Origin of the sequence: Duganella sp. Root336D2 (assembly GCF_001425005.1) — a bacterium.
Taxonomy (GTDB): Bacteria; Pseudomonadota; Gammaproteobacteria; order Burkholderiales; family Burkholderiaceae_D; genus Rugamonas.
In genome coordinates this window covers 25,728-44,007 of sequence record NZ_LMDB01000007.1, presented here as the reverse complement: position 1 = coordinate 44,007, position 18,280 = coordinate 25,728, and the positions used below count along the sequence as shown (strand labels likewise).

The 18,280-nt window shown below is 65.8% G+C and carries 19 protein-coding genes; 5 read left to right on the top strand and 14 right to left on the bottom strand.

What is annotated here, in order from left to right; translation table 11 throughout:
* The first annotated feature begins 10 nt into the window (after nucleotides 1-10).
* The 5 genes from ASD07_RS08700 (at nucleotide 11) to ASD07_RS08680 (ending at nucleotide 4,401) form a co-directional block, all read left to right on the top strand.
* Nucleotides 11-1,342 (top strand): STAS domain-containing protein, encoded by a 1,332-nt coding sequence (locus ASD07_RS08700; protein ID WP_055928149.1) that lies wholly within the window; start codon nucleotides 11-13, stop codon nucleotides 1,340-1,342.
* A gap of 63 nt (nucleotides 1,343-1,405) precedes the next feature.
* Nucleotides 1,406-1,948, top strand: coding sequence for an ATP-dependent protease subunit HslV (gene hslV / locus ASD07_RS08695; RefSeq protein ID WP_055928147.1), 543 nt, complete (start codon nucleotides 1,406-1,408; stop codon nucleotides 1,946-1,948).
* The gene (hslU, locus tag ASD07_RS08690) at nucleotides 1,945-3,279 is read left to right on the top strand and encodes an ATP-dependent protease ATPase subunit HslU (protein ID WP_055928143.1); all 1,335 of its coding nucleotides are present in this window, start codon (nucleotides 1,945-1,947) and stop codon (nucleotides 3,277-3,279) included. The genes hslV and hslU overlap by 4 nt, the downstream gene beginning before the upstream one ends.
* On the top strand, nucleotides 3,279-3,482 hold the full coding sequence (locus ASD07_RS08685; RefSeq protein ID WP_055928141.1) for a hypothetical protein: 204 nt from the start codon (nucleotides 3,279-3,281) through the stop codon (nucleotides 3,480-3,482). The genes hslU and ASD07_RS08685 overlap by 1 nt, the downstream gene beginning before the upstream one ends.
* A complete protein-coding gene (locus ASD07_RS08680; RefSeq protein WP_055928139.1) occupies nucleotides 3,472-4,401 on the top strand; it encodes a winged helix-turn-helix domain-containing protein in 930 nt (309 codons plus the stop codon). The genes ASD07_RS08685 and ASD07_RS08680 overlap by 11 nt, the downstream gene beginning before the upstream one ends.
* On the opposite strand, the gene ASD07_RS08675 is transcribed toward ASD07_RS08680, so the two are convergent.
* The 14 genes from ASD07_RS08675 to gspG all read right to left on the bottom strand — a co-directional run bounded on the left by ASD07_RS08675 (nucleotide 4,395) and on the right by gspG (nucleotide 18,278).
* Nucleotides 4,395-5,024, bottom strand: a complete 630-nt coding sequence (locus ASD07_RS08675) for a YceI family protein (protein ID WP_055928136.1) — start codon at nucleotides 5,022-5,024, stop codon at nucleotides 4,395-4,397. The genes ASD07_RS08680 and ASD07_RS08675 overlap by 7 nt on opposite strands.
* 95 nt (nucleotides 5,025-5,119) lie before the next feature.
* Nucleotides 5,120-7,369 (bottom strand): patatin-like phospholipase family protein, encoded by a 2,250-nt coding sequence (locus ASD07_RS08670; RefSeq protein WP_055928132.1) that lies wholly within the window; start codon nucleotides 7,367-7,369, stop codon nucleotides 5,120-5,122.
* Complete coding sequence (locus ASD07_RS08665; RefSeq protein WP_055928129.1) at nucleotides 7,366-7,941, bottom strand: type II secretion system protein N; 576 nt, start codon at nucleotides 7,939-7,941, stop codon at nucleotides 7,366-7,368. The genes ASD07_RS08670 and ASD07_RS08665 overlap by 4 nt, the downstream gene beginning before the upstream one ends.
* Nucleotides 7,942-7,956: 15 nt before the next feature.
* Complete coding sequence (gene gspF / locus ASD07_RS08660; protein WP_055928126.1) at nucleotides 7,957-9,177, bottom strand: type II secretion system inner membrane protein GspF; 1,221 nt, start codon at nucleotides 9,175-9,177, stop codon at nucleotides 7,957-7,959.
* A gap of 3 nt (nucleotides 9,178-9,180) precedes the next feature.
* Nucleotides 9,181-10,605: a type II secretion system ATPase GspE gene (gspE, locus tag ASD07_RS08655; protein WP_055928124.1), complete on the bottom strand. Its 1,425-nt coding sequence runs from the start codon at nucleotides 10,603-10,605 to the stop codon at nucleotides 9,181-9,183.
* Nucleotides 10,602-12,809, bottom strand: coding sequence for a type II secretion system secretin GspD (gene gspD / locus ASD07_RS08650; RefSeq protein WP_055928121.1), 2,208 nt, complete (start codon nucleotides 12,807-12,809; stop codon nucleotides 10,602-10,604). Before gspD ends, gspE begins: the two co-directional genes overlap by 4 nt.
* Complete coding sequence (gspN, locus tag ASD07_RS08645) at nucleotides 12,809-13,582, bottom strand: type II secretion system protein N (RefSeq protein WP_055928118.1); 774 nt, start codon at nucleotides 13,580-13,582, stop codon at nucleotides 12,809-12,811. Before gspN ends, gspD begins: the two co-directional genes overlap by 1 nt.
* Nucleotides 13,579-14,097, bottom strand: a complete 519-nt coding sequence (gene gspM / locus ASD07_RS08640) for a type II secretion system protein GspM (RefSeq protein ID WP_055928115.1) — start codon at nucleotides 14,095-14,097, stop codon at nucleotides 13,579-13,581. Before gspM ends, gspN begins: the two co-directional genes overlap by 4 nt.
* On the bottom strand, nucleotides 14,097-15,329 hold the full coding sequence (gene gspL, locus ASD07_RS08635; protein WP_055928111.1) for a type II secretion system protein GspL: 1,233 nt from the start codon (nucleotides 15,327-15,329) through the stop codon (nucleotides 14,097-14,099). The genes gspM and gspL overlap by 1 nt, the downstream gene beginning before the upstream one ends.
* Before the next feature lie 19 nt (nucleotides 15,330-15,348).
* Nucleotides 15,349-16,329: a type II secretion system minor pseudopilin GspK gene (gspK, locus tag ASD07_RS08630; protein ID WP_055928108.1), complete on the bottom strand. Its 981-nt coding sequence runs from the start codon at nucleotides 16,327-16,329 to the stop codon at nucleotides 15,349-15,351.
* A complete protein-coding gene (locus ASD07_RS08625) occupies nucleotides 16,326-17,003 on the bottom strand; it encodes a type II secretion system protein J (RefSeq protein WP_055928105.1) in 678 nt (225 codons plus the stop codon). The genes gspK and ASD07_RS08625 overlap by 4 nt, the downstream gene beginning before the upstream one ends.
* On the bottom strand, nucleotides 17,000-17,362 hold the full coding sequence (gene gspI, locus ASD07_RS08620) for a type II secretion system minor pseudopilin GspI (protein ID WP_055928102.1): 363 nt from the start codon (nucleotides 17,360-17,362) through the stop codon (nucleotides 17,000-17,002). The genes ASD07_RS08625 and gspI overlap by 4 nt, the downstream gene beginning before the upstream one ends.
* Nucleotides 17,363-17,365: 3 nt before the next feature.
* The gene (locus tag ASD07_RS08615) at nucleotides 17,366-17,872 is read right to left on the bottom strand and encodes a GspH/FimT family pseudopilin (RefSeq protein WP_055928099.1); all 507 of its coding nucleotides are present in this window, start codon (nucleotides 17,870-17,872) and stop codon (nucleotides 17,366-17,368) included.
* A complete protein-coding gene (gspG, locus tag ASD07_RS08610) occupies nucleotides 17,844-18,278 on the bottom strand; it encodes a type II secretion system major pseudopilin GspG (RefSeq protein WP_055928089.1) in 435 nt (144 codons plus the stop codon). The genes ASD07_RS08615 and gspG overlap by 29 nt, the downstream gene beginning before the upstream one ends.
* Nucleotides 18,279-18,280 lie beyond the last annotated feature (2 nt).

The window sequence follows — 18,280 nt, the reverse complement described above, 5'->3', positions numbered from 1 at the left end:
TAGTGATCCTATGGGACTGTTCTCCATTTTTAAAAAAGGCAAGGTTGACGAAAGCGCCGTCGAAAATGACGATGCGGACGCTGCACGCCTGGCCGCGAACAGCGAACTGGAGCGTCAACGCGCGCAACAGTCGGACCTGCAACGCGAAATCGCACGTGCCACCGCCATGAAAATCGACGCCATCGAGGCGGCGATGGCGGCTGACATCTTTAATGAACCGGAACCAGCCTGGGCCCGCAAGCCGCGTCCGCTGCAGCCAGCCACTGCCGCAGCCAACGACGGCGCGACCTTGCCCCTGCTGGACCAATACACCACCGAACTGCTGGGTGACGAGGATATGCCGCTCGAAGCGGCGGCCGCCGAGAGCGCGCCGATCGTGGAAGAGATCGCCATCCTGTATTCCAACGGCCAGGCCGAAGTGGCCGAGCAAATGCTGCTGGGCAGCCTGCCGGACTCGGCGCAGGACCGCACCGTGTGGTGGATGCTGTTCGACCTCTACCAGGTACTGGGCCGCCAGGAATCGTTCGAGAACGTCTCGATCGACTACGCCAGCCAGTATGAAACCTCGCCGCCGTCCTGGATATCGCCTGCCAGCGCCGACAGCAAGACGCCGGAGGTGATGCGCGGCTACTCCGGCGTGACCCCGACCCTGGGCCTGGCCGGCGTGCTGAACGCCTCGGTGGCACCGCAGCTGGAACGGCTCGACAGCATGGACCAGAAGCAGCCGCTGCGGCTGGACTTCTCGCGCGTCAACGGTGTCGACCCGGACGGCTGTGCCCTGCTGCTGGCGGCCCTGAAGAAGGTCCAGGCCAGCGACCGTGATCTGATCGTGGTCGGCGCTGCCGAGCTGGCAGAACAGGTGCGCGACATCCTGACCATCGGCAACCGCGATGGCGGCGAAGCGCCGTGGCTGCTCTACCTCGAACTGCTGCGCCTGCTGAACCAGGAGAAGGAGTTCGAAGAAGCGTCGATGGACTACTGCGTCACGTTTGAAGTGTCGCCGCCGCCCTTCGTCGCGCCAAAGAAGGTTGCCAATGCCCCGCGCCAGGCAACCGCGGCCGCTTCCGACCGCTTCATGCTGCCGGCAGTGATCGAAGGCGACATCAGCAAACTGCTGACCGCCATCGATGCCTATGCCAGCGAAAACCAGGTGGTGGTGTTCGACTGCGGCCGCCTGGCACGCATGGAGTTCGGCGCCGCCAGCGCCCTGCAGAACAAGGTGGCCGAACTGGCAGCCGCCAACCACCGTATCGAGTTCCGCGACCTGAACCACCTGGTCGCAGCATTGATGCGCCTGCTGGGCTATGCTGATATAGCGCGGCTCTTCCCCCACAAGTACTGAGCTGTTGAATTTTGGGGCTTCGGCCCCAAAATACCGCGTTAATCCCAAACCAAAGGCATTAACATGGAACAATTTCACGGCACCACCATCCTGTGCGTGCGTCGCGGCAACGATGTCGCGATCGGCGGCGATGGCCAGGTCACGCTTGGCAACATCGTCATGAAGGGCACCGCCCGCAAGGTACGCAAGCTGTACCAGAACAAAGTCCTGTGCGGCTTTGCCGGCGGTACCGCCGACGCCTTCACCCTGCTCGACCGCTTTGAAGCCAAGCTGGAGAAACACCAGGGCCACCTGTTGCGCGCTTCGGTGGAAATGGCGAAGGACTGGCGCACCGACCGCGTGCTGCGCCGCCTGGAAGCGATGCTGCTGGTGGCCGACAAGGAATCCACCCTGGTGATCACCGGTAACGGCGACGTGCTGGAACCGGAAGGCGGCGTCGGCGCCATCGGCTCCGGCGGCAGCTATGCCCAGTCGGCCGCCAAGGCCCTGATCGAAAACACCGACCTGTCCCCGACCGAAGTGGTGAAGAAGTCGCTCACCATCGCCGGCGAGCTGTGCATCTACACCAACCTGAACCACATCATCGAGACCCTGGACCCAGCATGAACATGACCCCTCAAGAAATCGTCGGCGAACTCGACAAACATGTGGTCGGCCAGGGCAAGGCCAAGAAGGCGGTCGCCATCGCGCTGCGCAACCGCTGGCGCCGGCAGCAGGTGGAAGAACCGCTGCGCCACGAAATCACGCCAAAAAACATCCTGATGATCGGCCCCACCGGCGTCGGCAAGACCGAGATCGCGCGCCGCCTGGCCAAGCTGGCCGACGCGCCCTTCATCAAGGTCGAGGCCACCAAGTTCACCGAAGTCGGCTATGTGGGCCGCGACGTCGACACCATCATCCGCGACCTGATCGACATCGGCGTGAAACAGACGCGCCAGTCGGAGATGGCCAAGGTGCGCGCGCGCGCCGAAGACGCGGCTGAAGACCGCATCCTCGACATCCTGCTGCCGCCGCCGCGCGATTTCGGCTTCGCCAACGCGTCGGCCGAACCGCGCAGCGACGACGCCACCCGCCAGACCTTCCGCAAGCGCCTGCGCCAGGGCGAACTGGATGACAAGGAAATCGAGATCGAGCTGGCCGAACAAAGCCCGACCATGGAAATCATGGCGCCGCCGGGCATGGAAGAAATGACGGAGCAGATCAAGTCCATGTTCTCCGGCATGGGCGGCGGCCGCAAGAAGGCGCGCAAGATCAAGATCAAGGAAGCCATGAAAATCCTGCTGGACGAGGAAGCGGCCAAGCTGGTCAACGAAGACGAGATGAAAAAGATCGCCCTCACCAACGTGGAGCAGAACGGCATCGTGTTCCTGGACGAAGTGGACAAGATCGCCTCGCGCTCGGAAGCGGGCGGCGCCGACGTCTCGCGCGCCGGCGTGCAGCGCGACCTGCTGCCGCTGGTGGAAGGCACCACCGTCAACACCAAGTACGGCATGGTGCGCACCGACCACATCCTGTTCATCGCATCCGGCGCCTTCCACCTGGCCAAGCCGTCGGACCTGATCCCGGAGCTGCAGGGCCGCTTCCCGATCCGCGTCGAGCTGGAGTCGTTGTCGATTGCGGATTTCGAGCGTATCCTGACCAGTACCGACGCCTGCCTGACCAAACAGTACCAGGCCTTGCTGGCGACCGAGGGCGTGCAGCTGGAATTCGCGCCGGATGGCATCCACCGCCTGGCGGAGATTGCCTTCCAGGTCAACGAGCGCACCGAGAATATCGGCGCGCGCCGCCTGTACACGGTGATGGAAAAGCTGCTGGAAGAGATCTCCTACACGGCGACCGAAACCGGCGACCAGACCCTCGCCATCGATGCGGCCTATGTCAACCAGCGGCTCGATGCGCTGGCCGTCAACGAAGATTTGTCGCGCTATGTACTGTAATGGCTAACAAGCAGCTGGCAACCCGGCAGAAGATGCGGATGCGGATCGAGCCCTCGCAGAATTTCGGCAAGCCGCGCAACCCGATTGCGGCGCTGGCCAAGGCACGCGCAGCGGGGCCGCACGACAAGAACCGCACCACCGCCGAGCGCCAGTCTGCCAGGAAGCTGATCGGCAAGAAACTCGCCGGCTCCGATGACGAATAGCCCGGCCACGCTGCGCGTCGGCGACTGGAGCGTCAACCGGGTGAGCGGCGAACTGGCGCGCGCAGGTGCCGCCAGTGTGCGCCTTGAGGAGCGTGCCCTGCTGCTGCTGACCTATCTGGCCGACCACGCCGGCCAGGTGCTGTCCGCCGATGAACTGCTTACCCATGCATGGCCGGGCGTGATCGTTTCGCCCGACTCCTTGTACCAGGCCATCACGCTGCTGCGCCGCCAGCTGGGCGACGATGCCCGCAATCCCAGTTATATCGCCACTGTGCCGCGCCGCGGTTATCGCCTGGTGGCGCAAGTCACACAAGACGCGACGTGCCCCCCGGCGGCGACGCCACCGCCGCAGCCCGAACCCGAGCCGATCACTGCGCTGGCGCCATTGGTTGCGCCACTGCCGCAGGAGGCAGCAGCTAGCCTGCCGCCGCCGGCTTCCCGGCCGGGGCGGCGACGACGCATCGCAGTCATTGCCGGCATCGCGGCTGTGCTGGCAGGCGGCTTGGCCGCACTGCCCACGGCGCGCAGCGGCGCGCGCTCGGTGGCCGTGCTGCCTTTCCTCGACCTGACGGACGACATGAACGAAGAGCCGTTTGCCGACGGCATCAGCGAAGAACTGATCGTCAAACTCAGCAAGCAAGCCGGCCTGTCGGTCGCCCCGCCCGGCGCCTCCTACTTCTATAAGGACAAACGCAGCACCGCAGCCGACGTGGCACGCGCACTCAAGGTGGCCTACGTGCTGGACGGCAGCATACGGCGCTCCGGCGCTACCTTGCGCATCGCGGCCCGCCTCACGCGCGCGGCGGACGGCTTTGTGGTCTGGACCGAGAGCTACGACCGCACACCCGGCGACAAGCTCGCCATCCAGGAAGAAGTCGCCAGCGCCGTCAGCCGCGCAGCCGCCGCCAGGATTCAGTGAGCGCCGCTGTTCATCCGGGCCTGCTTGGCAGCGTCCATGTCCGGCCCCTGCGCCGCTTCCAGCTGGATCTGCACCGCAATCTCGTCGCCGACCAGGTCCATGTAGGCGTCCAGGCCGAACTCTGAGCGCTTGATCATGCTGCTGGCGCTAATGCCAACCGATGGCCTTTCGCTGACCCGGTTCATGCCGACTTTGTTGACCTTCATTTGCAGCACCACCGGCCGCGTTACCCCGGCTACGGTCAGCTCGCCATGCAGCAAGCCGTTCATGCCGTCCTTGCGTTCGATGCGGGTGCCGCGAAAACGGATTTCCGGCTGCTTGAACAAGGCCATCCAGGATTCGTCCTCGCGTATCTGATTATTCCAGAGACCGTCGCCCATATCCAGCATACGGGTCGGCATGCTCACCATCACCGAGGACTTCGACCAGTCCTCATGATCGAAGACGAAACTGCCCGGTGCAATTTTCAGCGTGCCCGATACCGGGATGAAGCCCTGGTGCTCCAGGCTGAAACTGACTTTCGACAGCTTGCTGACGATGGTGTAAGTGACCGGTGCGGCTTGCGCGGCGGTGGCGAGGAACAGTGCGGCGCAGGTCGCGGCGCGCTGGAACAAGCGGATCATATGAGGCTCCTTGCGAGTGGTTGGAGCCCACTTTGTACCGGCTAGTGCCGCTGAAGTCCTGAAAAAGACCTGAAAAGTTCTGAATTACGCTGAAATCACCAGATCGGGCCGAGGAACAGGTAAAGCGTCTGCTCGCCGTCGCGCGTGGCGCCGGCGCCCAGGAACAGCGGGCCGAAACGCGTTTCCACCGACAGGAAGGCGCTGCCGGCCTGCTTCAGGGCGCGCCCGCTGGCCGACGTGCCCCGGTCAAAACCGCCGCCCGTCTCCAGCGAGAATCCGGCCCGCATATTGCCGCCGAACGCGCTCGGCAGCGCAGCGACGCGGCGCGCCAGCACGACGCGCCCCAGCAAAATGGTCGGCTCCTGGATCGAATCCGCCGGCGTTCCCGACAAGCGCAGGAAGCCGCCCAGCGTGACCGGCGAAGCGCCGGCCTGCGCCTTGGCCCACTCCACCGAAACGTGTCCGGCCCAGTCATCGATGCGAAATGCCTGCAGCGCCGCGGCGCCCCAGTTGGTGCCTGCCGTGCCGACGCTCTTGCCGCTGCCCGGGGTCTGCTCGCGGCCGATGGTGATCAAGGTGCCGCGCGTCGGGAAGGCCAGCGAGTCCAGCGTATCGACGCGGAAGCGGGCGAAGGTCTTGGTGTTGTAGACCCGGTTCACCGGCAGCCCCGCATCCTGCGGGATCAGCTGCCGCACCGAATAGGCCTGGCGCTGCACGCCGACCGATAACTCGCCCCAGTTGCCGAACTGCCGCCCCAACGCCGTCGACGCCGTACGGGCGCTGTAGGAGACGCGCGCCATGCGGCGCTCCTTTTCGAAGATGTCGCCGCCTATCCTGCCCACCTGGGCCGCCGGCATGAGAAACCACTGCGAGCCCGGCCCCAGCGGCTGCCACCACTGGACGCCGATGCCGCGCTCATTGCCCAGCCGCCCCTCGGTGCGCAGTTCGCCGCCCCAGCTGTTCAGCGCGGACAGCACGTGCATCACCTTGATGGCGAAATTGTTCGAGTCGCGGAAGTCGCTCGCCAGCTCGAGGCCGACGCGCATGCGGCTGCGCGCCCATTCCGCTTCGGTAGTGCGGATGGTGACGGTACGTTCGCCGTCCACGTCGTCGATATCGGTCTCCACGCGGGCCATGTCGCCGCGGCCGTACAGCGCCACCGCGGCTTGCCGCACCTGTTCACGCGTGGTCGGCTTGCCCGGCTCCAGGCCGGACTGCTTTTCCAGCACTTCGGGATTCACTTCGCGCGCGCCCTGGACCTGCACTTTTGCCAGTTTCACTGGCCGGTCGGAATCGACCGGAGTGGCCAGGCGCAGGCTTTCCAGGCTGATGTAGTCGCGTTCCGGCAAGGCCAGCGCGGCCAGGCGCGGCGCCAGTTCGCGCGCGGCTGCTTCCCCGGCGGCCATGGCTTTGTCCCAGGTGGAGAAGTCGAGGAAGGTGATGCCCTCCAGCCGGGGCGCGATCAGGATGTCATCCTTGCGCAATTCGCTGAGCGAGCGCTGTACATTCTGCTCGGTCAGGATCTGCAGCATCTGGTTGGCAACGCCCAGCGCGCTGCCCAACTCCTTTTCCGGCGCCAGCGTGGTGCCGACGTTGACCGCGATGACAATCTCCGCGCCCATGGCGCGCGCCATGTCGACCGGCAGGTTGCGAACCAGGCCGCCGTCGACCACCAGGTGGTCCTTGATGCGCACGGGAGCGAAGACGCCCGGCACGGCCAGCGAGGCGCGGATGGTCTGGAACAGCGGTGTGTTGTCGAGCACCACCAGCTCGCCGCTCAGCAGGTCGGAAGCCACCGAGCGGAAGGGCAAAGGCAGCTGGCTGACGGGCAGGTCGCGCGTACCGCGCGGCAGCAGGCGTTGCAAGGCCATTTCCAGCGCGGCGTTGCTGGCGGCGCCGGGCGGGCCCAGCACGCCGTGGCGGGTGATGCCGAATTCGATGCGCGAGGGGATCTGGATGTCTTCGTCGCGGCGGCGGAAATGCAGCTCGTCGCGCGCGGGGCGGTCGGCTACCACGCTGTCCCAGTCGGTGGTGGCGGCCATGGTTTCCAGGTCTTTCAGCGAGGCGCCGGCGGCCCAGGCACCGCCGATGACGCTGCCCATCGAGGTGCCGACGACGATGTCGACCGGGATGTGCATCTGCTGCAGGGCGCGCAGGACGCCGACGTGGGCGAAGCCCCTGGCGCCGCCGCCGGAGAGGACCAGGGCGACTTTGGGGCGCTTTGAAACCGGTGAAGCCGGGTCAGGCCCAGGGTTCTGACCCGCTGGCGCAGCCGCCGCAGGCCGGTTTTCGGCGGCGCAGGCGAAGCCCGTGCATAGTGCGAGGAGAAATACTAAGCGCTTCATCGCGCCTGCGGCGCCCCGCCACTGGGATGCGCCGAGCTGGTCGGCGGTTGCGCCGGCGCCATCTGCACCGGCGGCGGCGCCATCGGCGCAGGCGGCTGCGGCAGTGGAACGACCGGCGGTTCCTGCGGCCCGCCCATGCCTATCGGCGGGACGATGCCGCCAGTCGAACTCACGCCCTGGTCGCTCATCAGGTCAAGGCGCTTCTGCACCCCGCCTTCCATCAGGATCACATGGCGCGGCTGCACCTCCTTCACGCTGACGCCCGGCGACAGCTCGGAACCCACCGGGAAAGCCTTGGCCGGCTGTCCGTCAGCCGAAATGATCGCCACGCTGCCACGACCGCGGGTATCGGCCACCACGCCGCGCAACTGGTAATTGCTGGCGACAGCCACCGCAGTATTCCCGCCAAACAGTCCGCGCGCCGCGTCCATATTCGCTTCCGGCACCTGCGCCACGGGCGCCGCGGCGATCGGGCGCTGCTTCGGCTTGAATAGCTGCATGCCCCAGTAGGCCAGCGAGGCAGACAGCACTGCGACGGCGGCCACACTGCAGATCAAAGGCAAACGTTTCAATTCAATTCTCCAGGTTCAGCGCACGAGCTGATTGATTTCGATGATCGGCATCAGCACGGCCAGCACGATCAGCAGCACCACCACGCCCATGGCCAGGATCAGCATCGGTTCCAGCAGGCCGGCGATGGTCAGCGTGCGGCGCTCCAGGTCGGATTCCTGCGCGCTCGCGGCGCGATCCAGCATGGCGGGCAATTCGCCGGTGATTTCGCCGGCGCGGATCATGTGGATCAGCATCGGCGGGAAGTGTTTTTGCGCCGACAGCGAACGGGCCAGGCTGGCGCCTTCGCGCACCGAGTCGCTGGCCTGTTCAACCAGGTCGCGCATGGCCACGTTGGACAGCGTGTCGCGGCTGGTTTCCAGCGCGCGCAGGATAGGCACGCCGGAGCCGGTGGTGATCGCCAGCGTGCTGGCGAAGCGCGAAGTGTTCAGGCTGCGTTCGAACTTGCCGTACAGCGGCGCGGTCAGCAGCCAGGTGTGCCAGCGGCGCTTGATCTCCGGGTTCTGCAGCATGCGCCGCACCACGAAGCCGCCCGCAACCATCAGGCCCAGCACCACGAAGCCGTAGCTGCGCACGAAGTCCGAGATCGCCAGCATGATCACCGTCAGCAGCGGCAGCTTTTGCTTGGTGTTGGCGAACACCGACACGATCTGCGGCACCACGTAGGTAAGCAGGAAGATCACGATCAGGAAAGCCACCACGGTCACGATGGCCGGGTAGGTAAAGGCCAGCTTGACCTTCTGCACCAGCGCATTGCGCCGTTCGATGTAATCGGCAAGGCGCGACAGCACGCGCGACAGCTGGCCGATCTGTTCGCCGGAAGCCACCAGCGCGCGGTAGATTTCCTGGAAATCGCGCGGATGGCGCGACAGCACGTCCGACAGCGAAGAGCCGCCCATCACTTCCGAGCGGATGGAGGCCACCAGGTCGCGCACATACGGGCGCTCGGCCTGTTCCAGCAAGGCAGTGAAGGCCTGCTCCAGCGGCAGGCCCGCTTCCAGCAGGCTGGCCAGCTGGCGCGTGAACAGCGCCAGTTCGGTGGTGCTGAGCTTTTCGCCGAAACCGCGGCGCGAGGTGGCGCCGCTGGCATCGACTTGCGCTGCAATGGCGTCGACCTTGATCGGCACCAGGCCTTGCGAACGCAGGTCGGCGCGCGCGGAGCGGGCGCTGTCGGCATTGACTACGCCCTTCTTGCTGGCGCCTGCCGCGTCGACGGCTTCATAACGGAAGGCCGGCATCGCTTAGTCCTTCGTCACGCGCAGCAATTCGGCCGGCGTGGTGACGCCCTGCTGCAGCCAGCGTTCGCCGTCTTCGCGCATGGTGATCATGCCGCCCTGCTGCTGCGCGGTGGCGCGGATTTCCGCTTCCGAAGTGCGGTCGTGGATCTGGGCGCGGATATGCTCGTCGGTCTGCAGCAGCTCGTAGATGCCGACGCGGCCCTGGTAGCCGGTGTTGCCGCAATGTTCGCAGCCGACGGCCTTCCATTGCGCGCCGTCGAAGCTCTTGCAGCTGGGGCACAGCTTGCGCACCAGGCGCTGGGCCAGCACGCCGAGCAGGGAAGACGACAGCAGGAACGGTTCGATGCCCATGTCCAGCAAACGGGTCACGGCGGCGGCGGCATCGTTGGTGTGCAGCGTCGCCAGCACCAGGTGGCCGGTCAGCGAGGCCTGCACCGCGATCTGCGCCGTTTCCAGGTCGCGGATCTCGCCGATCATGATCACGTCCGGGTCCTGGCGCAGGATGGCGCGCAGGGCCTTGGCGAAAGTCATGTCGATACGCGCATTGACCTGGGTCTGGCCGACGCCGTGCAGGTCGTATTCGACCGGGTCTTCCACCGTCATGATGTTGGTGGAAGTGTTGTTCAGCATCGACAGCGCGGCGTACAGCGTGGTGGTCTTGCCGGAGCCGGTCGGCCCGGTGACCAGCACGATGCCGTGCGGCTGGTTGATCAGGCTGTTGAACTGCCCCGTCATTTTCTCGCTCATGCCGAGGTGGGACAGGTCGAGCCGGCCCGCCTCCTTGTCCAGCAGGCGCAGCACGGCGCGTTCGCCGTGGCCGGTCGGCAGCGTGGAGACGCGCACGTCGACCGGCTTGCCGCCCACGCGCAGCGTGATGCGGCCGTCCTGCGGCAGGCGCTTTTCTGCAATATCCAGCTGCGCCATGATCTTGATGCGCGAAATCAGCGAGCCGTGGATCGCCTTGCGCGGGCGCACGATGTCGCGCAGCGCGCCGTCGACGCGGAAACGCACCACCGAGGTCTGCTCGAACGGTTCGATGTGGATGTCCGATGCGCCGTCGCGCAGGGCTTGCGTCAGCAGTGCATTGATCATGCGGATCACCGGCGCATCGTCGGACGATTCCAGCAGGTCTTCAATGGCCGGCACGTCCTGCAGCAGCTTGGTCAGGTCCAGGTCGGCGTCGAATTCTTCCGCAACCTGGGAAGCGTCGCCGCTGGCACTGGCGTAGGCGGTGGCAATCGCCGCTTCCAGGTCGGCGCGCGACAGGTGCTTGAGGTTGATGCGGCCGAAGCGGCGCGACACTTCCGCAATCGCGGAAGCCGGGGTGGCGGCCGACATCATCACGTCGACCGCGTGCTCGGCTTCGGCGCTGGGCTGGGCCAGCACCAGGAAGTCGCGCGCAAAGGCGTAGGGCAGCAGGTTGCTCATTGCTGTTGCTTCTGTTCAGGCGTGCTGCGCGGCGCCGGTGGCACCGGACGCACCATCTGGCCGCCGCCGCTCGGTTCACCGTTCACCAGCTCCGGCAGGACTGGACGGCCCAGGTCCTGCATCACCATGCTCGACGCAGGCTTGGACGCTTCCTGCGAAGCGCGGATGAAGTCGTAGCGGTCGGCGGTCAGGCTCATCTGCTGTTCGCGGTTGCGCACCACCACCGGGCGCAGGAACACCATCAGGTTGGTTTTCTTGCGGCTGCGCTTCTGGTATTTGAACAGGTTGCCGATGATCGGGATATCGCCCAGGCCCGGCACTTTTTCCACGCCATCGCTGGTGTCGTCCTGGATCAGGCCGCCGAGGATCAGCACCTGGCCGTCGTCGGCCAGGATATTGGTCTCGATCACGCGGTTCTTCAGGATCAGGCCACTGTTCGATGTCACGCTGGTGTCGATGCTCGAGCTCTCGTTATAGATCGCCAGCTTGATGGTGCCGCCTTCCGAAATCTGCGGCCGCACCTTCAGGGTAATGCCGACGTCCTTGCGGTCCACCGTGGTGAACGGGTTGCCGGTGGTGCCGGCCGAGGTGTTGTAGGAGCCGGTCACGATCGGCACGTTCTGGCCGACCTTGATGGTGGCCACTTCATTGTCCAGCGTGATCATGTTCGGCGTGGACAGGATATTGCTGTCGCCGTCCGAGCCCAGCGCGTGGGCAATCGCGCCCAGTCCCAGCTTGCCGTTGGCGAGCTGTTTGAACACGCCCAGCGTCAGGCCGGCGCCAGGCGGCGTCGGCACCGCGGTGCCGGTGCCGCCATTGGCCAGGTTGTTCAGGCTGATCAGGTTGTTGCCGGAGTCGGTCGCGAAGGAAGTGCCGCCGCCGATGCGGTAGCTGCTGTTGGAGTTGCCGCTCAGGCCCGCCCACTGCACGCCGAATTCGGACAGCTTGTCGGCGTTGACTTCGACGATCATCGATTCGATGTAGACCTGCGCGCGGCGCACGTCCAGCTGGTCGATCACGGAGCGCAGGTTGCGGTACACGGCTTCCGGCGCGGTGATGATCAGGGTATTGGTGGTGGCATCGGCCTGGATATAGCCGGCCGCACCGCCGGCGCCCGACGACTGCGCGCCGCTGCGGCTGCCGCTTTGCAGCGCCGGGTTGCTCGGGCCGTTCTGGCCGGTGCCCGCTTGCGAGGACTGGCCCATGCCGTACTGGCCGCCCGGGTTGTTGCCGGTGCCGCCGGTTTGCGAAGACAGGCTGGCGCTGCCCGACTGGCTGCTGCTGCTGCTGCCGCCGTCGCCCGACACCACCGAGCGCAGGGTTTCCGCCAGCTTGGTGGCTTCCGCATTCTTCAGGTAGACCACGTGCACATTGCCCGCCTGCGCGGTCGGCTGGTCCAGCTTTGCGATCAGGGACTTGGCCAGGTTGGCGCGCGCCGCAGACGGGGCGCGCACCACCAGCGAATTGGTGCGCGGGTCCGGCACCAGGGTGACGCGGCCGGCATCGCCGCCGGCGCCCGGTTCCATCAGCTTGTTGATCATGGCGGCCAGGTCGCTGGCGATGGCGTAGCGCACCGGCACCACGTCCAGGTCGGCCGACGACGGCGCGTCGAGCGAGGCGACGATCTTGGCCAGGCGCTTCAGGTTGTCCGAGTAGTCGGTAATGACCAGGGTGTTGTTGCCCGGGTTGGCGTTGATGGTGTTGTTCGGCGTGATCAGGGGACGCAGCACGGTCACCAGGTTGGCCGAGTTTTCGTGGTTCAGGTGGAACACCTGGGTCACGATCTGGTCGCCCTGCGGGCTTTTCTGGCCGCCGATGACGGTCGGCGAGGCCTGCAGCTTGGCTTCCGCTTCCGGCACCACCTTGGCGTAGCCGTCGCCGCTGACGATGGCGTAGCCTTGCAGGCGCAGCGCGGAGGCCAGCAGCTGGAAGGCTTGCGACTTGGTGATGGATTTCTCCGAGACCAGGGTCAGCGTGCCTTTGACGCGCGGGTCGATCAGGAAGGTGATGTTGGTGTAATGGCCGACGGCCTTGATCACCGATTCGATGTCGGCGCCGACAAAATTCAGCGCGGCTTCGTCATTGGGCTGGGCCCAGGCCGGCACCGGGGCGGCGGCAGGCGCCAGCGCACAGCACAGCAGCGCGGCAGCGCTCAGTCGGCGCAGTGCCGGGAAGGGGGTTGGGCTTGCAGTGTGTGTTTTCATTATCGGAACTCTAGTGCAATGACGTTTTTAACGCTATTTGGCTTACGCTGGCCCAGCATGCTCAGCAGGCCGCCAAGCTGGTCTTCAAATCCTGTTGCCGCTTCCGCCTGGCCGGAAAACTCCAATCGGCCACGCTCGAACTTTCCCGCACCGCTCAACAACAGCGGGCCGCGCTGCGAATTCAGCGCCAGCGCGGCTTGCTGCCCTTTCCAGTCGAAGGCCAGCTGGTAGCTGCCCAGCGGCTTCACCGGCGTCAGGCGTGACGACATGTCCTGCATTTCCAGCGTGGTGCGGCCATTCAGCGCCACCGCCTGCCCTTCCCGCGCCAGGTGCAGCGAAGTCCAGGACAGCTTCATGCTGCCGCTTGGCGCCAGCGTGTTCAGCGGCGCACCCAGTCCCGCCAGGCCGTCGGCCGGCAGCATCAGGGCCGCCGGGCTGACGTCCCAGCTGTTCCAGCCGCCGCGCAGCGACACCGGCTGCGTCAGGGCGTCCGGGTTCTGCAATTCCAGGTCGACGCTGCCGAACAGGACCAGCGGCGACAGGCGCCAGCTGAATCGTCCCGGCAACAGCGGCGTGACCGCGCCATCCTTGCTGGCGGCGCCACCGATGAAGGCGGAACCGCGCCACAGCGTACCCTGCGCATCGCCCAGGGTCAAACGGCCGCCGCTCTGGCTTTCCACGACTTGCCCCATCCAGCTGGCAGGCAGGAAAACCAGCACCGTCAGGCCTGCGCTGAGCACAATCGCCAGCAACCACAATACTGTGCGCTTCATTGTGCGGACGACTCCTGGCGCAGGGTCAGGTTGGCGTCCACCTGGCCAGCCGGGCCTTGCTGCGTCACGCTGCCTTCCTGCACTGCCACGCGCTGCTCGCGGCGCATCGCATCGAGCCAGGTCACCAGGCCGGCAAACGGCACACCCTTGAATTCCACTTTAATGTAATCGCCCGTGACCGCCAGGTTTTGCGTAGCCAGGCCGGCCGCTTGCAGCCGCGCCGCCACACCGTCCTTGCTCAGGGGCTGCGGCTGCACCGGCGGCTGGGCCGCCAGCTGGCTCGCCTCGCCGGCCAGCGCTTGCAGTTCGGCCACCTGCTGGTTCAGTTGCGGCAGCTCCTTCTGCAGCCTGGCACGGCCGGACAGCGCCGGGTCGACCAGCACGCCCCACACCAGGCCGAGGCCGACCACGGTGCCGCCGATGGCCAGCATGCGCTGCTCCTGCTCGGTGCGCGCGCCCCACCAGGCGGCGGCAGCAGCACGGTAGCCGTTGATGGCGTCATGCAGTTTTGCCATTATTTGCCCCCCGCCTTCACCAGCCACACGCCAGGGCCGCTTTCGGTGGCGCTCATCTTGCGCTGCGCCAGCGCGGCCTGCACTTGCGCCAGCGCGTTGGCGTCGACGCTGTTCGGCTTGAACCTGACCGTCATGCTGCGTTCCTTGTATTCGATGCCTGCCACCGCTTCGCGGTTAGGCAGCACGGCCAGTGCTTCGCCCAGCACGGCGCTCATATTGGTGAATTCATCGGCAGTACCAGCGCCGTTGCTGGCGCGCGCCAGGGCGATATTACGGCGCATTTGCGCTACCGGGTCGCCAGTGACGGGCTGGTTGGGGTAGGCCGCGCGGAATACCTGCACCATGTTCTGTTTCACGGCATCGGCTTCGCGCTTGAGGCGCATCCATTCCCAGTTCATGCCGACGATATTGACCAGCACCGCCGCGATGGCAATGCGGTACGGCCACTTCCAGCGCGCCCAGGCGCGGGCGGTGGCGCCGCTGACGGCGCCCAGGCCGGCGGCCAGGTCGAACGTCACCGCTTTCGCAGCAGCGATACGGTGCACCCAGTTGTCTTCTTCAATCGTAATGCCCGGCACATTGGCTGCCGCCGCGGCATACTCGGCGCGCTGGGCCGGCGCCACGTACAGCGTGAGCGGGGCTTCGCCGGCCAGTGCGCGCAGGGTGTGCAGCGCGGGTTCGGCGGCATTGGGCAGGGTCAGGCCCAGGCCTTCATTCGGCGCGCTGCGCAGGGTCAGTTCCAGGCCGGCCTCGTCCACGCCCAGGGCGGCGGAGACGCTGCCCGGCGCCAGCGGCAGGCTCAATTGCACCGGCAATGCCGATACGCCGTGCGCGCCTTGCGCCACCAGCGCCTTGACCAGCACTTCCAGCCAGGCGCGGTTGGCCACCGCCACCACGCGCTCGTCGCTGTCGCCGCTGGCAGGCGCCAGGGCCAGCACGCAGTCGGCCGGGTCGCCCAGCACCTGTTCTTCCACCAGGTTGGGCAGGGCGGCCTTCAGCCGGGCGCCCGACAGCGGCGGCATTTTGACTTTCAGCAGCGAAACATCGGCGGCTGCCAGCAGCAGCACCACGCGGCGCGCGCCCGACACCAGTTCGCCCAGGTTGCCCAGCGCACCGGCGCCCTGCTGCATCACATTGCCGCCATCGCCCACCAGCGCGAACTGGCAGCTCGCCGGCACGCCGTTGTCGGCGGCGGCAGCGCGGGCTGGATACCGAATGTAGAGTGTTGTCAAAGCTGGCCTTCCCTATTCCTTAAATTTCCCGTATCCACACCACCTGGGTGCCGTTCTGGTCGCGGTGGATCAGCGACCATGACACCAGTTCCGCCCGATCCAGCTTTATCCGGCTCATCACCAGGAAATAATCGCTGCGGCAGTCTATATCGCTGTCCTGCAGCAGCAGCGGCTTGCGCGCATTATCCTTGAAGGTCCCGACGTTGAGGAACGGGGTGCGCTTGCGCGCTATCACCAGGTTCTGCCCTTCCGACACCGAACCGTTGATCAAGGCCGCCAGCAATTCCGCCGGTGCCGTGTTGACATTGATCGGCGTCGCCGCCGGCAAGACGATGACCAGGTCGCGCAGCTTGTCGATGGCCTTCTGGTCAAAGCCGGACACCGACAACAAATCTTCCGCCCGCAGCATCTTCATCGGCTGCCCGCTGCCCGCTGCTACCGTCTCGACGTCCGGCGCTGGCGGGGTCCCGGGAGGCTGCTGCAGCAGGCCTGCGCCCTCGCTGCGCGCCACCTGGGTCGCGACCACCTTGGCCAGCGCCGGGTCAAGCTGCAGGATTTGCAGCAGGCGCGCAAACACCGCCACCTGTTTCTTGTTGATGCCGCCGGAGCCGGTCGTGCTGGCCAGATTCGCAAGATTGTAGCGCGATTGTGCGTCGTAATTCTGTCCGGAAAAGCTGGCATCGAAACTTTCGCCTTCAATCCGTTCGCGCTTGATAAGGTCGTCAAGCCGGGTGGGCGCCACCGGCGTCGCCCAAAGACCGTCGGCAACCGTCATGCTGCGGCTGTTCAGCATGTCCTGGCGCAGCACAAGCCTTGCGAAATCAAGGACCGAGCGCAGCAGCCAGCGCGCCTGGGAATGCAGGCGCTGGTTTTCAATCGAGCGCACCTGCACCTGCTGCTGCCAGAACAGGTTGGCCACAATGGTGACCGCCAGTGTGGTCAGCAGTAGCGCGGTAACAACAGCGACACCGCGTTGGCGCGCACGGAAACGTCGTTTCATACGGCCCCCAACAGGAAAACCTTGACCAGGGGCGCCGGCTGGCCCTGGATCTGCAGCGAGATTTCCAGCCCGGTCGGGCCTTCGGCCTTGTTGGCCGCAGCGGCTTTGGCCGCAAAATCCTTGCATTTGCCGGGGTCGGGATCGGCGCATTTCATGCCATCGGCAGGCGCCGTCGCGGCATTGTTCGGCTGGCGCCAGCCGCCGCCTTCCCACAGCCTGAACTCCATACTGCTCACGCTGGCCTGCAAGCCAACCGTCGCCTGGGTGCTGGATTGCTCCAGGGCGGCTTTCCACAGCGCGTCCAGCTGCTGCAGGTCGCGCGCGCCCCGCGACTCGCTGCGCGAGAGCACGCCGTCGCGGATGGTGTAGCTGACCACCTGCAGCTGCGAAGGCGCATTTTCCACCAGCACGGTACGCACGAAGACCAGGCGGTTGTTCTCGGCCAGCATGTTCTGGCGTTCGCGCAGCAGGGGCTTGTCGGCAAACTGTTCCAGGTCGCTTTGCATCTGGGCGAACGTGAGCTGGGTGCCGCGCGTCTGCTCCATGTTCTGCGTGAGCTGCTCGCGCGAGCGCACGATGCCGTCCAGCCCGCGCCAGCCCAGCACGGCGACAATGGCCAGCACGGTGATCGCCACCAGCAGTTCGATCAGGGTAAAGCCGCGCCTGTTCTTCATTCTTGCAGCACCAGTTGGTTCAGCGACGTGATGCGCCGTTCCGGCGCGCTGGCTTCGTAGACGCTCACTTCGATGCGGCGCATGCGCGGGTTCGGCAGGGAGTACACGACTTCTTCACAAATGAACTTGAAATCGGCTTGCGGGCATTCGAACGTGGTCTTGCCCGGCGCCGGCCAGACCTTGGCCAGGCGTACCTGCACCATGCGGTTCTCGGCCGACCAGATGGCCATCATATTGGTGCGCAGCCCGTCGCTGTTCTGCGTCAGGCTGCCCATGGCGCGCAGGGCGGCGCCCAGCGCGGTGCAGACAATCAGCAGCGCCACCAGCACTTCCAGCAGGGTAAAGCCTCGTTGCCGCATTCGTCAGTCCACCGTGAAATGGCCGACACCGTCGGCGTGGATATTGGCGCGCAGATCGCCGCTGCTCATGGTCAGCGTGAAAGGCCGGTCGACCGGTTCGCGGCCGAACACGATGCGCATGGTGCCCGGCACATTGGTCGGCGGGTCAAGCAACAGCGTGATAGGGCTGAACTGGAAAGAACGTTCGCGCAGCAGGTCGTCCTGCGGCAGCGTTTCCCAGGTCTTGTCATTACGCACCAGGAAACGGTAACTGTCCGGCCCCGCCTCGAAAGCGATCGGCCGGTTGCGCACGATGGCTTCATCGCGCGCCAATTGCATCAGGAGCGCGATGCGCTGCGCTTCCTTCTGCATGGCTTGCGCCTGGGACGGCGCGACATTCATCACGGTCAGGCCGAGCGTGATGCCGATGATGACCAGCACCACCAGCAGCTCGATCAGCGTGAACCCGGCAAAACGCCCGGCACATTGCGCTGCCGCGCGCTTAGATTTCCCAGGAACCGATATCTGCATCGTCGCCGCTGCCGCCTGGCTGGCCGTCGGCGCCATACGAGAACACATCGACTTCACCCTTTACGCCCGGGTACAGGAACTGGTATTGGTTGCCCCATGGGTCCTTCGGCATTTTTTCCAGGTACGGCGCCTTCCAGCCGTTGGCGGCAGGGCCGGCGGTCGGCTTGGCTATCAGGGCTTGCAGGCCCTGTTCCGTGGTCGGGTAGCGCTGGTTATCCAGTTTGTACATCTTCAGCGCCTGCATGATGGTGGAGATTTCGACCTTGGCGGCGGCAGTCTTGGACTGCCCCACGCGGTCCAGCACCTTAGGCAGCACCAGTGCCGCCAGCACGCCCATGATCACGACCACCACCATGATTTCGATCAGCGTGAAGCCGCCGGAGCGGCGTTTGCTTGGTATTTGCATAA

What these genes read in the sequence shown, in the direction of transcription:
- ASD07_RS08700 (WP_055928149.1), top strand. Translation starts at nt 11, where the DNA reads ATGGGACTGTTCTCCATTTTTAAAAAAGGCAAGGTTGACGAAAGCGCC.
- hslV (WP_055928147.1), top strand. Translation starts at nt 1,406, where the DNA reads ATGGAACAATTTCACGGCACCACCATCCTGTGCGTGCGTCGCGGCAAC.
- hslU (WP_055928143.1), top strand. Translation starts at nt 1,945, where the DNA reads ATGAACATGACCCCTCAAGAAATCGTCGGCGAACTCGACAAACATGTG.
- ASD07_RS08685 (WP_055928141.1), top strand. Translation starts at nt 3,279, where the DNA reads ATGGCTAACAAGCAGCTGGCAACCCGGCAGAAGATGCGGATGCGGATC.
- ASD07_RS08680 (WP_055928139.1), top strand. Translation starts at nt 3,472, where the DNA reads ATGACGAATAGCCCGGCCACGCTGCGCGTCGGCGACTGGAGCGTCAAC.
- ASD07_RS08675 (WP_055928136.1), bottom strand. Translation starts at nt 5,024, where the DNA reads ATGATCCGCTTGTTCCAGCGCGCCGCGACCTGCGCCGCACTGTTCCTC.
- ASD07_RS08670 (WP_055928132.1), bottom strand. Translation starts at nt 7,369, where the DNA reads ATGAAGCGCTTAGTATTTCTCCTCGCACTATGCACGGGCTTCGCCTGC.
- gspF (WP_055928126.1), bottom strand. Translation starts at nt 9,177, where the DNA reads ATGCCGGCCTTCCGTTATGAAGCCGTCGACGCGGCAGGCGCCAGCAAG.
- gspE (WP_055928124.1), bottom strand. Translation starts at nt 10,605, where the DNA reads ATGAGCAACCTGCTGCCCTACGCCTTTGCGCGCGACTTCCTGGTGCTG.
- gspD (WP_055928121.1), bottom strand. Translation starts at nt 12,809, where the DNA reads ATGAAAACACACACTGCAAGCCCAACCCCCTTCCCGGCACTGCGCCGA.
- gspN (WP_055928118.1), bottom strand. Translation starts at nt 13,582, where the DNA reads ATGAAGCGCACAGTATTGTGGTTGCTGGCGATTGTGCTCAGCGCAGGC.
- gspM (WP_055928115.1), bottom strand. Translation starts at nt 14,097, where the DNA reads ATGGCAAAACTGCATGACGCCATCAACGGCTACCGTGCTGCTGCCGCC.
- gspK (WP_055928108.1), bottom strand. Translation starts at nt 16,329, where the DNA reads ATGAAACGACGTTTCCGTGCGCGCCAACGCGGTGTCGCTGTTGTTACC.
- ASD07_RS08625 (WP_055928105.1), bottom strand. Translation starts at nt 17,003, where the DNA reads ATGAAGAACAGGCGCGGCTTTACCCTGATCGAACTGCTGGTGGCGATC.
- gspI (WP_055928102.1), bottom strand. Translation starts at nt 17,362, where the DNA reads ATGCGGCAACGAGGCTTTACCCTGCTGGAAGTGCTGGTGGCGCTGCTG.
- ASD07_RS08615 (WP_055928099.1), bottom strand. Translation starts at nt 17,872, where the DNA reads ATGCAGATATCGGTTCCTGGGAAATCTAAGCGCGCGGCAGCGCAATGT.
- gspG (WP_055928089.1), bottom strand. Translation starts at nt 18,278, where the DNA reads ATGCAAATACCAAGCAAACGCCGCTCCGGCGGCTTCACGCTGATCGAA.